Raw genomic sequence first — 13,746 nt, 5'->3', positions numbered from 1 at the left:
CATATTTCAGCTGCTGCGGTGCAGCTGCATCACCGCGCGGTCGAGCTCGCCCTTGACGACGAGCGGCATCTGCACGAGCGCGCGTTCGATTGACGCATCGATCACGTCCTGCTCTTCGCGGCGCGGCGGTTTCAGCACGTAGTTGGCGACGTCCGGCTTCGCACCGGCACGCGCGCTTTCCGGAATCAGATCGCGCGGATGGCCAATGCCGATACGCAGCCGCCAATATTGCTGCGAGGAGAGATGCGCGGAGATGTCCTTCAGACCGTTATGACCGCCGCTGCCGCCACCGAGCTTCAGCTTGACGGTGCCAGGCGGCAGGTCGAGCTCATCGTGCGCGACCAGAATCTCGTCGGGCAGGATCTTGAAGAAATGCGCGAGCGCGACGACCGATTGCCCCGAGCGGTTCATATACGTCTGCGGCTCGAGCAAGTGGATCTCTTCGCCATGCAGACGGGCCTTCGCATAGAAACCGTGAAAGCGCCGCTCATCGCGCAAGGTCGTACCGGCTTCGCGCGCCAGTTGATCGACCAGCCAGAAACCGGCGTTGTGACGCGTCGCGGTGTATTCGGCGCCCGGGTTGCCGAGCCCCACGATCAGCTTGATCATGATTGATTCATGATGAGTTAAGGGCCGGCGGCGTGCCACGCGACCTGAAAAAACGAAAAAAAACCCGCCGGGGCGAACCGCGGCGGGTCACATCGTCCGTTCCATTGAAACGGATCGAGAGGATTGCTCGCTCTATGCAGCTTAAGCGGCCGGCGTTTCGCCTTCGCCAGCAGCAGGAGCAGCGGCGTCGCCTTCAGCGATAGCGCCAGCCGGGATCGTCGCGGATGCGATCACCGGGTTTTCAGCTTCAATGTGTGCAATCAGCGCGACGCCAGCCGGCAGGACGATGTCCTTGGCGTGCAGCGTTTGACCTGCTTCGATCGTTGCGAGGTCGACTTCGAGGAACTCAGGCAGTGCCGACGGCAGGCACTCGATTTCGATTTCGTTCAGAACGTGCGAGATCACCGCGCTCGACAGCTTGACTGCCGGGTTCGATTCCTGGTTCATGAAGTGCAGCGGCACCTTGGTGTGCAGCTTCTTCGTTGCATCGACGCGCTGGAAGTCCACGTGCAGCACGAGCTGACGGAACGGATGGTATTGCACGTCGCGCAGCAGAACCTGTTGCGCCGTGCCGCCGACTTCCAGATCGAGAATCGACGAATGGAAAACTTCCTTCTTCAGGGCGTGCCACAACGCGTTGTGATCGAGTTCGATCATTTGCGGTTCAGCACCAGCGCCATAAACGATTGCCGGCGTCTTGCCGGTAATACGCAGGCGGCGGCTCGCACCCGTACCTTGCTGTGAACGCTCGAAAGCGACTACTTTCATTTTGAATCTCCAATGCACTGCCCGCGACCAGGCAGTAAAAACGGGGCCTTCATGCCAGATTGGCTGAGGCCCCAGACTCGACGGCACGAACCTTCGTTCGTCCATGCCGATTGTGCAAAAGCGCATTGTGCGATTTGTAACCGCGCACGCCGCGCCTTCGCAAATACTTAACTTTCCGCAAACAGCGACATCACCGAATCGCCGCGGCGGATCCGCGAGAACGTTTCGGCCAACAGACCTGCGCTCGTCAGCGAACGGATCTTGGCGCACGAGCGGGCTTCTTCGCCGAGCGGGATCGTATCAGTGACGACCAGTTCGTCGAGCGCGGATGCAGCGATGCGCTCGCCCGCGCCGCCCGACAGAACCGGGTGAGTTGCATACGCGAACACCTTGATTGCGCCGCGTTCCTTCAATACCTGTGCTGCCTTGCAGAGCGTGCCGGCGGTGTCGACCATGTCGTCCATGATCACGCAGGTACGGCCTTCGACTTCACCGATGATGTTCATCACTTCAGCGATATTCGCCTTGGGGCGGCGCTTGTCGATGATCGCGAGATCGCAGTTCAACTGCTTGGCCAGTGCACGGGCACGGACCACACCGCCGACGTCCGGTGAAACGATCAGCAGGTTCTCGTGATTCTGCTTGCGCAGATCGCCGAGCAACACGGGCGTCGCATAGATGTTGTCGACGGGGATGTCGAAGAAACCTTGAATCTGGTCAGCGTGCAGATCCATCGTGATGATGCGCTCGACGCCAGCGATTTCCAGCATGTTCGCCACCACCTTGGCCGAGATCGCGACGCGTGCCGAACGCGGGCGACGATCCTGGCGGGCATAGCCGAAGTAGGGAATAGCAGCGGTGATCCGGCCAGCGGATGCGCGCTTGAGCGCATCGACCATGATCATCAGTTCCATCAGGTTGTCATTCGCCGGCGCGCAGGTGGATTGCAGGACGAAAACATCCTTGCCGCGTACGTTTTCCTGAATCTCGACCTGGATCTCACCGTCCGAAAAACGGCTGACCATCGCTTTGCCGAGGGGAATGCCGAGGATTTTTACGACTTCGTGTGCAAGCGCGGGATTCGCGTTGCCAGTAAAAACCATCAGGCCGTCATGGCTGCTCATCATGCACCTGCTTCTGGCTGGGGGGCGAGGAACTGCGAGAATTTTTGGCAGGGGAGGAAGGAGTCGAACCTTCGAATGCCGGAATCAAAATCCGGTGCCTTAACCAACTTGGCGACTCCCCTACACTAACTTTGAGCTTCCCCGAGCGTTTAGGACCGCTCGGCGATGCAAAACCTTATGACGCGAAACTGAAGAGTGGATGTGTATCCAGGCTTGCTGTTACCGCGCTGTTCCAGCCGCTCGGCAGTTTGGCTTGTGCCGCTTCTGCTTCATCGCGATTTTGGAACGCTGCAAAAACACTTGCCCCTGATCCAGTCATCCGCGCGGGTGCGACGTTGTCAAACCATCCAAGCACCTGCGCAACTTCCGCGTATTTTCCCACGACAACCTGCTGCATGTCATTCCGGCCAAAACTGTCGGGCCATCCCGCGTTGCAGCTATCTTGTGCAAGAAAGTCCACGATTGTGAGGGGTTTTGAGTCTCTTGTCAACGATTTCTCGGAGAAAATCGCTGCAGTTGGAACGTGAACCCGGGGTGTCACAACGAGGAAATATCGCGGCGGCAATTGTACAACCTCCAACGCCTCTCCGACACCCTCTGCAAACGCATTTTTTCCAAACACAAAGAACGGCACATCGGCACCCAGCTTCAGTGCAATTGCCTGCAATTCTGCGCGCGGCAGAGCGAGCTTCCACAGACGGTTCAGCGCCAGCAGCGTGGTGCCCGCGTCCGAACTGCCGCCGCCGAGGCCGGCGCCCATCGGCAGCCGTTTATCGATCGCGATGTCGACGCCTTCCTGCGAGCCCGTATGGCTTTTCAGCAGCAGGGCGGCGCGCACGGTCAGGTCCTGTTCCGGCGGCACACCGGAGATGTCGCTGCTACGCGTGACGAGGCCGTCGGAACGGCGCGTGAAATGCAGCGTATCGCCCCAGTCGAGCAACTGGAACACGGTCTGCAGCGAGTGATAGCCATCCGGCCGGCGGCCGGTGATGTGCAGGAAGAGATTGAGCTTCGCTGGCGCGAGGCAGTCGCGGAGCGAATTGGTTGTTTCGATCATGAGTAAAGACGAATTGCAGCAGGCGGGCCGTACGGTTAGTGCGTGTCGCCGGTTACTGGTCAAGCACGAGCTTGATTTCGAGTGGCGGCTCCTGGCGGTTCAGATTGACGCGCTTGAGGCCGGTGGCCGGTGCATCGGCGTATGCGACGTAGTTGATGGTCCAGCCGTCCTGGACGATCTCCTTCAGATGCGACGGATCCTGTGGATCCTGCTCGGTCTTCGCTCGCGAAGTGGGCGCGGCCGATGGCTGCAGCCAGTAGCGCAGGCCTTCGACCGGCAGCGCAAAGCCGAGCGCATTTTGCATCAGCGTGGACACGTTGTCGGCGGTGAGTGGCTGGCGGTTCGGCAGTTCGAGCGAGGCCGAGGCTGGCGACGACGTGACAATCGCGAGTGTCTGGCCGAGCGGGTTACGCAACTGCAGCGTGACGGTGTCGCCAGCCTCCTGCCAGTCGAAATTGCCGTAGGCGTTGCGTTGCGCGCCGTTCTGATCGACGTACTGGATTGCAAAGCGGCCGTGATAGGCGCGGCTCGTCTGTGCCGTCACCGAGGTGGTGGCATTAGACAGGGAGGGTTGCCGCGGCGTCACCGACGCGCACCCCGTCAAGCCGGACACCGTGACGACGGCCGCCGCTGCGAGCCCCAGCGCCGCGCGGCGCGGCGCCTGGGAATAATGGAACCAGCCGGGGAGCCAGCGTGCGGAGCGGATAGAGCGGTTCGAAATGAGCATCAGAGATCGTTCACCTGAAAACGTGCGAGCGTTTTGAGGAGCGTATCGTTGTCCGGTTCCAGCTTGCGGGCTTCGCGCCAGGCGTCGCGCGCCTGATCCTGCGCGCCGCTCTTCCACAGCACTTCGCCAAGATGCGCGCCGATTTCTGCATTTGGCTGCAGATTGTAGGCCTTGCGCAGCAACGTGAGCGCATCCGACGTGTCGCCGAGGCGATATTTGACCCAGCCCACGCTGTCCATGATGAACGCATCGTTCGGTGCCAGCGACGCGGCCTTCTGGATCAGCTTGTCCGCTTCCTGCAGGCGCACGCCGCGGTCCGCCAGCGAATAGCCGAGCGCGTTGTAGGCCTGCGGATTGTCCGGCTGCGTATCGATCAGCCTGCGCAACTGCGCTTCCATGATGTCGTAGTGGCCGTTCTTCTCGGCCGCCATCGCATAGTCGTAGGTCAGATCGGGGTCGTCGGGGAAGTCAGCGGTGGCTTGCGCCAGGCGCGCTTCCGCTTCCGGATAACGCTTCGAGTCGAACAGGATGGCGGCGTCCGTGCGGTCGATCAAGGCCTGATCGCGCGGGTCAGGGGCCTGCAGGCCGGCCAGCAGCTTACGGGCTTCGTCCGGCTTGTTCTGCTTTTCGAGCAACTGGGCGCGCGTGATCTGCGCCGGAATGTATTGCTGGCTTGTCGGCGCAATCTTGTTCAACCAGTCGCCGGCGGCTGCGTCATTCTTCTGCTCGAGCGAGATCTGCGCGAGATAGATGTACGCCTGGCCCGGATCGGCACCGGTCGTCTTCTCCGCTTTCTGCGCGTACTGCTGCAGATAGGTCTGCGCGGTCGGATAGTCCTTCTTCTGGATCGCGATCAGCGCGAGCGCCATCATCGGCGTCAGATCGTTCGCGTTGTCCTTGTGCATCTCCACGAACTGCGCCTGCGCGTCGTCGAGACGGTCGCTGGCGAGATACATCTGCGCCAGCGCGAGGCGCGCATCATGCGATTTCGGATTTTGCTGGACGTACTTCTCGAGCGACGCGATGCCTTCCTTGCGCTCTTCCGGACCCATTTGCGAGAGCGTGAGCGCCGCAGGCAGATAGTCGGGCTTCAACGCGAGCGCCTGCTCGAGCGACTTGCGTGCGCCCGGCGCGTCGTCCGCCACGATTTGCTGACGGGCGATAGCCAGTTGCGCTTCGGGCCGGTTCATGTCGTTCTTCAGCAGATCCTGCAGCACATGCAGGCCGCCGACACGATTCGGACCGCGCGAGAGCAGCAGTTGCAGTGCGAGGATCGCGCTGCCGCGATTCGCGTCCGGCACCTTCGCCAGTTCGCGCGTGAGCAGCGGCTCGGCGTCGTCAGGCTTGCCCGACAGAACGAGCAGCGACGCGTCGAGTTGCGCCGCGCGCTCCGACGAGGGCGCATACTGCTGCCACAATTGCGCGGCCGCGAGGGCGTCGGAAGGACTCTGCGCTGCCAGCGCGATTTCCGTGGCGCGTTGCGCCATGCGCGGATCGTGCGTGTCGCGCGCGAGCGCAAGGTACGTTTGATAGGCCGGCGCTGGTTGATCGCGCTGCAACGCGACTTCGGCCGCGAGCACCTGGAACACGACCTGACTCGACAGGGCAATGTCGGGCAGATTTTTCTGGTCTTCAGGCGTTTGCGCACCTAGCGCGTCGGGGATGGACACGGAGTTGTCGTCCGAATCGGACGAGGGATCTTGCGCATGCCCCGGCAAGGCGGCGAGCGCCCACACGGCAAGCGCCGCCGCACCGAGAAGGCGTCGTGCGGAGACAGCGTGCGGCACGCGGGCGGCGCGTGACGGGCGCTTCGAAAACAGCTTCACGAAGGACAAGTTCATGGAAATCCGTTCAATGTTTCGGACGATTGTAACGCGCTCGCTACAATAAGCGCACAACCACTCACGCAAGTTGCAGACCAGTTAGACATGCCAGAGTTGCCAGAAGTTGAGGTTACCCGACGCGGAATCGAGCCGTACGTCTCCGGACGCCGGGTCGAGCGCGTCGACGTCCGCACCCCCGCGCTGCGCTGGCCGATTCCGGCAGACCTTGCGAGAACCTTGCGGGGCCACGTGGTGCGCAAGGTCGAACGGCGCGGCAAGTACCTGCTGTTCGAAATCGACGGCGGCTGGTTCATTGTGCACCTGGGCATGACTGGCACGCTGCGCGTGCTGCGCAACCTGCCCCATCTGCCGGAAGCTGCGAAACACGACCATATCGACTGGATCTTCGACGAGTTCATTCTCCGCTATCGTGACCCGCGGCGCTTTGGAGCCGTCCTCTGGCACTCGCGCGAAGACGGCGATGTGCTTGAGCATCCATTGCTGGCCAGCCTCGGTGTCGAACCGTTTTCGCCGGCTTTTTCTGGCGCGCTGATGCACCGGGAGACGCGTGGCCGCAAGGTCTCCGTCAAGCAGGCGCTGCTCGCGGGCGAGATCGTGGTGGGGGTGGGCAATATTTACGCATCCGAAAGCCTGTTTCGCGCCGGCATCCGGCCCACGACGCCCGCTGGCCGTGTTTCGCTGGTCCGCTACGGCCTGCTGGCGGATGCCGTGCGGGTCACGCTCGCGGCCGCAATTGAAAAAGGCGGCAGCACACTGCGCGATTTCGTCGGCAGCGACGGTGAAAGCGGTTATTTCCAGCTCGATTATTTCGTCTATGATCGCGCGGGACTGCCATGCCGCGTGTGCGGCACGCCGATAAAAAAGATCGTGCAGGGGCAGCGATCGACTTACTTTTGTCCCACCTGCCAGCGCTAACTTTTCCGATGCCCTCCCGCTTAACGCCGTCCGCGACGGCCACCGTGCCTGTTTTGCCCATCGAGCCCGCTCTCGCCGATTTCTCCGCACGCCTGGTAGCCTGGCAGCGTCAGCACGGCCGCCACGACCTGCCCTGGCAGAACACGCGCGACCCCTATCGCATCTGGCTGTCGGAAATCATGTTGCAGCAAACCCAGGTGTCGACCGTGATTCCGTACTACGCGCGTTTTCTGGCGCGTTTTCCGGATGTCGCCGCGCTCGCCGCGGCACCGATCGACGACGTGATGGCGTTGTGGGCCGGTCTCGGCTACTACTCGCGCGCCCGTAACCTGTATCGATGCGCACAGACGGTGGTCGAATTGCATGGTGGGGCGTTTCCGGCCTCGGTGGAGGCGCTGGCCGAATTGCCGGGGATCGGGCGCTCGACTGCGGCGGCGATTGCGTCGTTTGCGTTCGGCGCGCGGGCCACGATTCTCGACGGCAACGTGAAGCGTGTGCTGGCCCGCGTGTTCGGCGTCGAAGGTTTTCCGGGCGAAAAGAAAGTCGAAAATGCCATGTGGACGCTGGCTGAATCGCTGTTGCCGTCCAACGCCAGTAACGACGACGTGAGCGCTTATACGCAGGGCTTGATGGATCTCGGCGCGACCCTGTGCATGCGCGGCAAGCCCAACTGCGAACGCTGTCCGTTCGCGCCCGACTGCGTGGCGAACGTCACTGGACGGCAGCGTCAACTGCCGGCCGCGCGGCCTAAAAAGGCGGTGCCGACGCGCCGCACATGGATGCTCGTGCTGTGCGACGGCGACACCGTGATGCTGGAAAAGCGGCCGCCGTCGGGTATCTGGGGTGGGCTGTGGAGTTTGCCGGAAGCGGCTGATGAAGCGGCGTTGGCAAAGCGGGCTCGCGAATTCGGCGGCGACGGTGCGGTCTCGCCGCTTGCGCCGCTCATACACACGTTCACGCATTTCCGCCTGGATATCGAGCCGCGCATCGCGGAACTGGGTCGTGCGGCGGGTGTCAAGACGGCGCTAGCGCTGGGTGACGCCGAAACCGTGTGGGTGGCGCTGCGCGATATCGACGCGTACGGTGTGCCGGCGCCGGTGCGCAAGCTGCTTGATGGCCTGCACGGGTCGTTGCTTTAGAGGGCGTGCCCCGCGCCCGCCGTGTCGCGTGTGCGTGCCCGCGTTAAAGCTAAAGCCGCGGCCCCCCTCACAACAACTGATGCTGCTGCATGTAGTGATGTACCACATCGATGCGCGCGCCGGCATCCGGCAGTTCCATCAGCTTTTGCCGCGCCCGCAGGGCAATCGGCAGCACTTCCGAGAGCCGGTTTGATACCCACGTCGGGTCCTCAAGCTTGAACGGCTCTGCGAATGGCAAGCTATCCGGATCGCGCTCGCGAATCGTTGCGATGATCCGCTCCAGCACTTCCGCGCAAGCGCCAAATTTGGCCAGCAGCTCGTTGCCTTCGAGCGGCACGTCGTCCGGCAGCGGCTCCGCCATGCCCACGAGGAGACCGCTAGCTTCCGCGCGATGCGATAGCAGCCGGAAGCGCTGCGTCCCACGTGCGCGGATCAGCAGCATGCCGAAGGTTTCGACATCGCACTCCCCGATCTCAGCCAGACAGCCGACCGCTTCGGGTACGGACGGCTCATCCGGCAGCGCCACTTCGCCGCCGCTTTTCAGCAGACATACGCCGAACGGAGTCTGTTCGCGCAGACACTCGCGCGCCATGTCCAGATAGCGCGCTTCAAAAATCTTCAGGGGCAGCAGCCCATCGGGAAACAGCACGGTGTGCAGCGGAAACAGCGGCACATCGGCAAGCACAGAAGTAGAGGACATGGCGCGCAACGCTTCGGGTTAAGGCCGCGCGATGCGGCCGGTTAAGCCACTAACTTTGATGATTCGCCGACGTCGACCGGCGCATCGCGGTGCCGCACGATCACATTGGCCTGCTTGGCAAGACGCGCGGCGAGCGTCTCGGCAATGAATACGGAGCGGTGCTGACCGCCCGTGCAGCCGATTGCCACAGTCAGATAGCTGCGATTGTCGTCGCGAAAGTGCGGCAGCCACTTCGCGAGGAACGTTTCGATATCGTCCATCATCTCGTGCACGACGGGCAGGGCGCCGAGGAAATCGATGACCGGTTTGTCGAGTCCAGTGAGCGGGCGCAGTTGATGATCGTAGTACGGGTTGGGCAGCGTGCGCACGTCGAACACGAAGTCAGCGTCGAGCGGCACGCCACGCTTGAAACCGAATGACTCGAACATCAGTACGAGGCCGCTGTGCTCCTGCTCGATAAAGCGTTTGACCCATGCGCGCAACACGTTCGCGCGCAGGTTGCTGGTGTCGATCTGGTGGCCGAACTCGGCCAGGTTTCCGACCAGTTCGCGCTCTCGTTCGATCGCTTCTTCAAGCGACGTCAGCAGGCCAACGTCTGCGTCGTGCGCAGTGGAACCGGAGAGCGGATGGCGGCGGCGCGTTTCGGAGAAACGTTGAATTAGCGACTGCGTGCTGGCGTTCAGAAACAGCACGCGCACATCGTGTTCGCGCGACAGGTCGCCGATCATCGCGGGCATGTCGTCAAGCGAGGCGCTCGAACGCGCGTCGATTGCAACAGCGAGACGGTCGTAACCGTCTGCTGCGAGGTAGGTGGCGAGTTGCGGCAGAAAGCGCGGCGGCAGATTGTCGACGCAATAGTAGCCAGCGTCTTCAAGCGCGTTCAGTGCAACGGATTTGCCGGAGCCGGAGATACCGGTGATCAGAATAATGCGCATGAGGTCGTCAAATCTGTACGTTTCATCATAGCATCTGGTCCCCGCATGCGTGCCCCGTTGCCGCCGGACACACCGGGCGGTTTCAGATCAGCTTGCCGGGAAACTGGCTGTCCGGGTCCTGCATGGCGAGGCGCTGGCGATCCATGAAGTCGCGCAGCGTGTCAATGCCGCGCAGTTGCAGGATCGTGTTGCGCACGGCGGCTTCCACCAGCACTGCAAGGTTGCGGCCGGCCGCAACCTGGATGGTGACCTTGCTGATAGGCAAACCAAGCACGTCGACGGTCTGGCTTTCCAGCGGCAGGCGCTGAAACTCGCCATCCGGACGGCGCACGAGCTGAACGATCAGCTTCAACTTCATTTTGCGCCGCACGGCGGTTTCACCAAAAATAGTCTTGATGTCGAGCAGGCCCAGGCCGCGCACTTCCAGCAGGTTTTGCAGCAGCGGCGGGCAACGGCCTTCGACGAAATCCGGCCCGAGGCGCACGAAATCCACCGCGTCGTCAGCGACGAGGCCGTGGCCGCGGCTGATCAGTTCGAGACCGAGTTCGCTCTTGCCGAGACCGGAGTCGCCGGTCAGCAGCACACCCATGCCGAGGATGTCGAGAAACACGCCGTGCAACGTGGCGCGCGGCGCCAGGATGCGCGACATGTACAGACGCAAGCTGTCGATCACAGCTGCGGCCGACATTGGCGTAGTGAACAGCGGCGTGGATGAACGTGTACAGCGCAGAACCAGCTCCGGCGGCGCAGCGACCCCGCCCGCCACCACCAGGAACGGCGGCTCGAGGGCGATCAGCTCGGCCATGTGGCGTGAGCGGTCTTCTTCGGATTGGCGCTGGTAATAGTCGACTTCGGCGTCGCCGAGCACCTGGATCCGGTTCGGGTGGATCAGGTTCAAGTGGCCGACAAGGTCGGCGCTCGAGGTGGCATTGGCGACTGTTTCCGCCGAGAAGCCACGCTCCCAGCCTTCATGCCCCGTCAGCCAGCTGAGTTTCAGCATGGCGGCGTTGTCGTCGAAAATGCTTTGGGCGTTGATGCTGGACGTATCCATGAGTCCGTGACTCCAGTGTGGGCCTGTGCCCCGCATGCGCCGGCTGCGTCAGCGCAGCCGGATTAGCCGGCGCGAGCCGGATTCGACACGGGGACCCGGCCGCTCGCAGGCGGGGGACCGACGTGCGGATGGGGGCCGATGCATCAAGGTTGCCACTGAGTGAGCAGTCGATGCAATGCTTCGCGGTTTTCTTCCGTATGCAGCCGTTCGCGCGTCTCGCGATCGGACAGCAACTGGGCGATTTCCGAGAGAATTTCGAGGTGTTGCTGGGTGGCTTGCTCGGGTACCAGCAGGAAGATCAGCAGCGATACCGGCTGACCGTCCGGCGATTCGAAGGGGATGGGCTCGGCGAGGCGCACGAAGGCGGCGAGCGGCTGCTTCAAGCCTTTGATCCGGCCGTGCGGAATCGCGACGCCTTCGCCAAGACCGGTCGACCCGAGGCGCTCGCGCGCGAACAGATTGTCAGTGACCGTGCTGCGGGCGACGCCGTTCTGGTTTTCGAAAATCAGGCCCGCTTGCTCGAAGACGCGTTTCTTGCTGGTGACCGATAGTCCGACGACGACGTTTTCGAGGGGAAGAAATTTGGCTAAACGATTCATGTTGGCAGGCGGAAACGTGGCCTGGATACTCCTCGCTGTGGCGTTTGAGTGGCGTTCCATTCTCGACTAATGCTCACGGCGATGTGCTTGGGAGCCCAAAAAACGCAGGACTCCCGCTGAATAACCCCGATTGACCCCTATGGTAACCGGCCCATTATAGAACAGCGCGACTATGGATGGTGCGGCGCGCCAATGCCTGATCGTCGTGCGATGTGTTCTAGCCAACGAAAAACCGCCCGTTGCCGGGCGGTTTAGCTAGGTCGGGGAAAATCCCTCTAATCCTTCACGGTCCTGCTTATTGCGGCGGCACGTCCAGTTGCGGCGCCAGCTCTTGATACTTGATCGCGTCGTGCTGATGACCCTGCAGGCGATCTTTGTGACGAATGACTTGCCGGTCGAGCTTATCGATCATCAGATCGATCGCGGCGTACAGGTCGCCGTCACAGCTCTCGACAAAGATGTCCTTACCCTTCACATGCAGGTTGATTTCAACCTTTTGCCTCTTTACCTTTTCCTTGTGGTTGTCGACCGAGAGGACCACACTGCCATCGATCACCTGATCGAAATGTCTTAGCACCCTATCCAGTTTGGTGATCACGTATTCTCGCAACGCTGGCGTTACTTCGAGATGGTGTCCACTGATCTGCAAGTTCATAGTGCTTCTCCATGCTAGTGGCCGCTTGGTCCGCACGATGGGGCAGGTACCGGTCGATCGTTCGCCTCGCCTGTGTCGTCCCCCCTTGACTGACTACTGGCAGGTCGCATCGGCCGGCCTGTCCGCCAACGGGCGGAACGGCCGGAAAATGCCCGCCACAGTACGCGACGGGCTAAAGAAAACGCCGGGCCGCCCCAAGTTTTCTTTCCCCCTCGGGGGGCCTGACGCGAAGCGGCAGGTTGGGGGCGCGCTATAAAGACTTGCGCAGGTTGACTGCGGGGATTCTCAGGGCTTCGCGGTACTTCGCAACGGTGCGCCGTGCGACCACGAATCCTTGCTCCGCCAGCAGTTCGGCTATGCGGCTGTCTGAAAGAGGAGATTTGGTGTTTTCCGCTCCTATCAGTTGCTTGATGAGCGCGCGAATGGCCGTTGAAGAGGCAGCGCCGCCCGTGTCCGTCGAAACGTGTGATCCGAAGAAGTACTTAAATTCAAGCGTCCCGAATGGGGTCAGCATGTATTTACCGGTTGTCACACGCGAGACAGTTGACTCGTGTAGGCCCAGCGTATCAGCAATTTCCCTCAAAACCAAGGGCCGCATGGCAATTTCGCCATGCACAAAAAAGCTCTTTTGACGCTCGACTATAGCCTGTGCCACGCGCAGGATTGTCTCGAAGCGCTGCTGAATATTTTTGATCAGCCAGCGGGCTTCCTGGAGTTGCTGACGCAACGATCCGCTGCCTGGGTCGCCGCGGTTGTTACGCAAGATGTTTGCGTACAGGTGATTGATACGCAGTTTCGGCACGACCTCCGGGTTCAGCTCGGCCTGCCAGCCTTGACCGGTTTTGCGCACCATGATGTCGGGCACGACGTAGTCGGCCTCGGCCTTACCGTAGGCGGCGCCGGGGAACGGTTCGAGCGAGCGGATCAGCACGTGTGCGTCGCGCAGCTCGTCGTCGTTCGCCTTTAGGTGTTTGCGCAGGCGCGTGAAATCGCGCGCGGCAAGCAGTTCAAGATGGTTGGCCACGATGTCGAGCGCGAGCGTGCGGGTGGCCGAGCCGTCGAGGCGCAGCAATTGCAGCTTCAGGCACTCGGAAGCGGACCGTGCGCCCACGCCGGCCGGATCGAAGCTGTGCAGCAGCGCGAGCGCGGCGTTCAGTTCGTCGAGGTCGACTTCGAGTTCTTCAGGCAGATCGGCCTGCACTTCTTCCAGCGTCGCAGTCAGGTAGCCGTCGTCGTCCAGAGACTCGATCAGAAACGTGATCAACGCCCGGTCACGCTGGCTTGCCTGTGTGACGCGCAGCTGCGCCATCAGGTGGTCGCGCAGCGAAGTGCTCGATTCGTGGATTTGCAGCGGCGGCAGGTCGTCGTCGTCGGAGGCGGTACCGGAACGGCCGTAATCCTCCAGATTCCACTGGGACGAGTCGCCGTTACTGTCGGACGCGAGGCCGTTGTACTCGTCGACGCCCTGTGGCTCGCCGCTTTCGCCGCCCTCGCTGCTGCTGGAGGACGACGACGAGGAAGAGGACGAGCCGTTGCCCATCATCTGCTCCGGCGCGGCGTTGCTCGGTGCCTGGGCGATCAACGTGCCGTCTGCGGCAACCCGCAAGGGGCTCGCGATCCAGT

General features: G+C 62.1%; 14 protein-coding genes and 1 tRNA gene. 2 read left to right on the top strand and 13 right to left on the bottom strand.

Annotated features, from left to right (window positions below; translation table 11 throughout):
- Positions 1-6: 6 nt before the first annotated feature.
- The 7 genes from pth to M0954_RS05885 all read right to left on the bottom strand — a co-directional run bounded on the left by pth (position 7) and on the right by M0954_RS05885 (position 6,126).
- Positions 7-609, bottom strand: coding sequence for an aminoacyl-tRNA hydrolase (gene pth / locus M0954_RS05915; RefSeq protein WP_133892770.1), 603 nt, complete (start codon positions 607-609; stop codon positions 7-9).
- Positions 610-750: 141 nt separating this feature from the next.
- A complete protein-coding gene (locus M0954_RS05910; protein ID WP_297352128.1) occupies positions 751-1,377 on the bottom strand; it encodes a 50S ribosomal protein L25/general stress protein Ctc in 627 nt (208 codons plus the stop codon).
- Positions 1,378-1,544: 167 nt separating this feature from the next.
- Positions 1,545-2,501, bottom strand: a complete 957-nt coding sequence (locus M0954_RS05905; RefSeq protein ID WP_122153318.1) for a ribose-phosphate pyrophosphokinase — start codon at positions 2,499-2,501, stop codon at positions 1,545-1,547.
- A gap of 45 nt (positions 2,502-2,546) precedes the next feature.
- Positions 2,547-2,623 (bottom strand) — tRNA-Gln (locus M0954_RS05900).
- Between the two features lie 53 nt (positions 2,624-2,676).
- Positions 2,677-3,558, bottom strand: a complete 882-nt coding sequence (ispE, locus tag M0954_RS05895) for a 4-(cytidine 5'-diphospho)-2-C-methyl-D-erythritol kinase (RefSeq protein WP_297352126.1) — start codon at positions 3,556-3,558, stop codon at positions 2,677-2,679.
- A gap of 52 nt (positions 3,559-3,610) precedes the next feature.
- Positions 3,611-4,285: a lipoprotein insertase outer membrane protein LolB gene (gene lolB, locus M0954_RS05890; protein WP_123385325.1), complete on the bottom strand. Its 675-nt coding sequence runs from the start codon at positions 4,283-4,285 to the stop codon at positions 3,611-3,613.
- Positions 4,285-6,126: a tetratricopeptide repeat protein gene (locus M0954_RS05885; RefSeq protein WP_122153321.1), complete on the bottom strand. Its 1,842-nt coding sequence runs from the start codon at positions 6,124-6,126 to the stop codon at positions 4,285-4,287. The genes lolB and M0954_RS05885 overlap by 1 nt, the downstream gene beginning before the upstream one ends.
- Before the next feature lie 87 nt (positions 6,127-6,213).
- On the opposite strand from M0954_RS05885, the gene mutM reads away from it, so the two are divergent.
- Together mutM and mutY are read left to right on the top strand one after the other, a co-directional pair.
- On the top strand, positions 6,214-7,044 hold the full coding sequence (gene mutM / locus M0954_RS05880; RefSeq protein WP_123385327.1) for a bifunctional DNA-formamidopyrimidine glycosylase/DNA-(apurinic or apyrimidinic site) lyase: 831 nt from the start codon (positions 6,214-6,216) through the stop codon (positions 7,042-7,044).
- 8 nt (positions 7,045-7,052) lie between these two features.
- Positions 7,053-8,183 (top strand): A/G-specific adenine glycosylase, encoded by a 1,131-nt coding sequence (gene mutY / locus M0954_RS05875; protein ID WP_123385328.1) that lies wholly within the window; start codon positions 7,053-7,055, stop codon positions 8,181-8,183.
- A gap of 67 nt (positions 8,184-8,250) precedes the next feature.
- Here mutY and M0954_RS05870 read toward each other — a convergent pair whose 3' ends face one another.
- The 6 genes from M0954_RS05870 to M0954_RS05845 all read right to left on the bottom strand — a co-directional run.
- A complete protein-coding gene (locus tag M0954_RS05870) occupies positions 8,251-8,883 on the bottom strand; it encodes an LON peptidase substrate-binding domain-containing protein (RefSeq protein WP_297352124.1) in 633 nt (210 codons plus the stop codon).
- Positions 8,884-8,924: 41 nt separating this feature from the next.
- Complete coding sequence (rapZ, locus tag M0954_RS05865; RefSeq protein ID WP_122153325.1) at positions 8,925-9,818, bottom strand: RNase adapter RapZ; 894 nt, start codon at positions 9,816-9,818, stop codon at positions 8,925-8,927.
- Positions 9,819-9,900: 82 nt separating this feature from the next.
- The gene (gene hprK / locus M0954_RS05860; RefSeq protein ID WP_074263299.1) at positions 9,901-10,869 is read right to left on the bottom strand and encodes an HPr(Ser) kinase/phosphatase; all 969 of its coding nucleotides are present in this window, start codon (positions 10,867-10,869) and stop codon (positions 9,901-9,903) included.
- A 143-nt stretch (positions 10,870-11,012) separates the two neighbouring features.
- Positions 11,013-11,528, bottom strand: coding sequence for a PTS IIA-like nitrogen regulatory protein PtsN (gene ptsN / locus M0954_RS05855; RefSeq protein WP_122153326.1), 516 nt, complete (start codon positions 11,526-11,528; stop codon positions 11,013-11,015).
- 235 nt (positions 11,529-11,763) lie between these two features.
- The gene (raiA, locus tag M0954_RS05850; protein ID WP_122153327.1) at positions 11,764-12,123 is read right to left on the bottom strand and encodes a ribosome-associated translation inhibitor RaiA; all 360 of its coding nucleotides are present in this window, start codon (positions 12,121-12,123) and stop codon (positions 11,764-11,766) included.
- 250 nt (positions 12,124-12,373) lie between these two features.
- Positions 12,374-13,746, bottom strand: a 1,373-nt coding sequence (locus tag M0954_RS05845; RefSeq protein WP_297352122.1) for an RNA polymerase factor sigma-54, incomplete at its 5' end; no start/stop codon positions are given.

The sequence above is a fragment of the Paraburkholderia sp. genome (genome assembly GCF_026225065.1).
Taxonomy (GTDB): Bacteria; Pseudomonadota; Gammaproteobacteria; order Burkholderiales; family Burkholderiaceae; genus Paraburkholderia.
This window is presented reverse-complemented; position numbering and strand designations above follow the sequence as displayed.

What these genes read in the sequence shown, in the direction of transcription:
- pth (WP_133892770.1), bottom strand. Translation starts at nt 609, where the DNA reads ATGATCAAGCTGATCGTGGGGCTCGGCAACCCGGGCGCCGAATACACC.
- M0954_RS05910 (WP_297352128.1), bottom strand. Translation starts at nt 1,377, where the DNA reads ATGAAAGTAGTCGCTTTCGAGCGTTCACAGCAAGGTACGGGTGCGAGC.
- M0954_RS05905 (WP_122153318.1), bottom strand. Translation starts at nt 2,501, where the DNA reads ATGAGCAGCCATGACGGCCTGATGGTTTTTACTGGCAACGCGAATCCC.
- ispE (WP_297352126.1), bottom strand. Translation starts at nt 3,558, where the DNA reads ATGATCGAAACAACCAATTCGCTCCGCGACTGCCTCGCGCCAGCGAAG.
- lolB (WP_123385325.1), bottom strand. Translation starts at nt 4,285, where the DNA reads ATGCTCATTTCGAACCGCTCTATCCGCTCCGCACGCTGGCTCCCCGGC.
- M0954_RS05885 (WP_122153321.1), bottom strand. Translation starts at nt 6,126, where the DNA reads ATGAACTTGTCCTTCGTGAAGCTGTTTTCGAAGCGCCCGTCACGCGCC.
- mutM (WP_123385327.1), top strand. Translation starts at nt 6,214, where the DNA reads ATGCCAGAGTTGCCAGAAGTTGAGGTTACCCGACGCGGAATCGAGCCG.
- mutY (WP_123385328.1), top strand. Translation starts at nt 7,053, where the DNA reads ATGCCCTCCCGCTTAACGCCGTCCGCGACGGCCACCGTGCCTGTTTTG.
- M0954_RS05870 (WP_297352124.1), bottom strand. Translation starts at nt 8,883, where the DNA reads ATGTCCTCTACTTCTGTGCTTGCCGATGTGCCGCTGTTTCCGCTGCAC.
- rapZ (WP_122153325.1), bottom strand. Translation starts at nt 9,818, where the DNA reads ATGCGCATTATTCTGATCACCGGTATCTCCGGCTCCGGCAAATCCGTT.
- hprK (WP_074263299.1), bottom strand. Translation starts at nt 10,869, where the DNA reads ATGGATACGTCCAGCATCAACGCCCAAAGCATTTTCGACGACAACGCC.
- ptsN (WP_122153326.1), bottom strand. Translation starts at nt 11,528, where the DNA reads ATGGAACGCCACTCAAACGCCACAGCGAGGAGTATCCAGGCCACGTTT.
- raiA (WP_122153327.1), bottom strand. Translation starts at nt 12,123, where the DNA reads ATGAACTTGCAGATCAGTGGACACCATCTCGAAGTAACGCCAGCGTTG.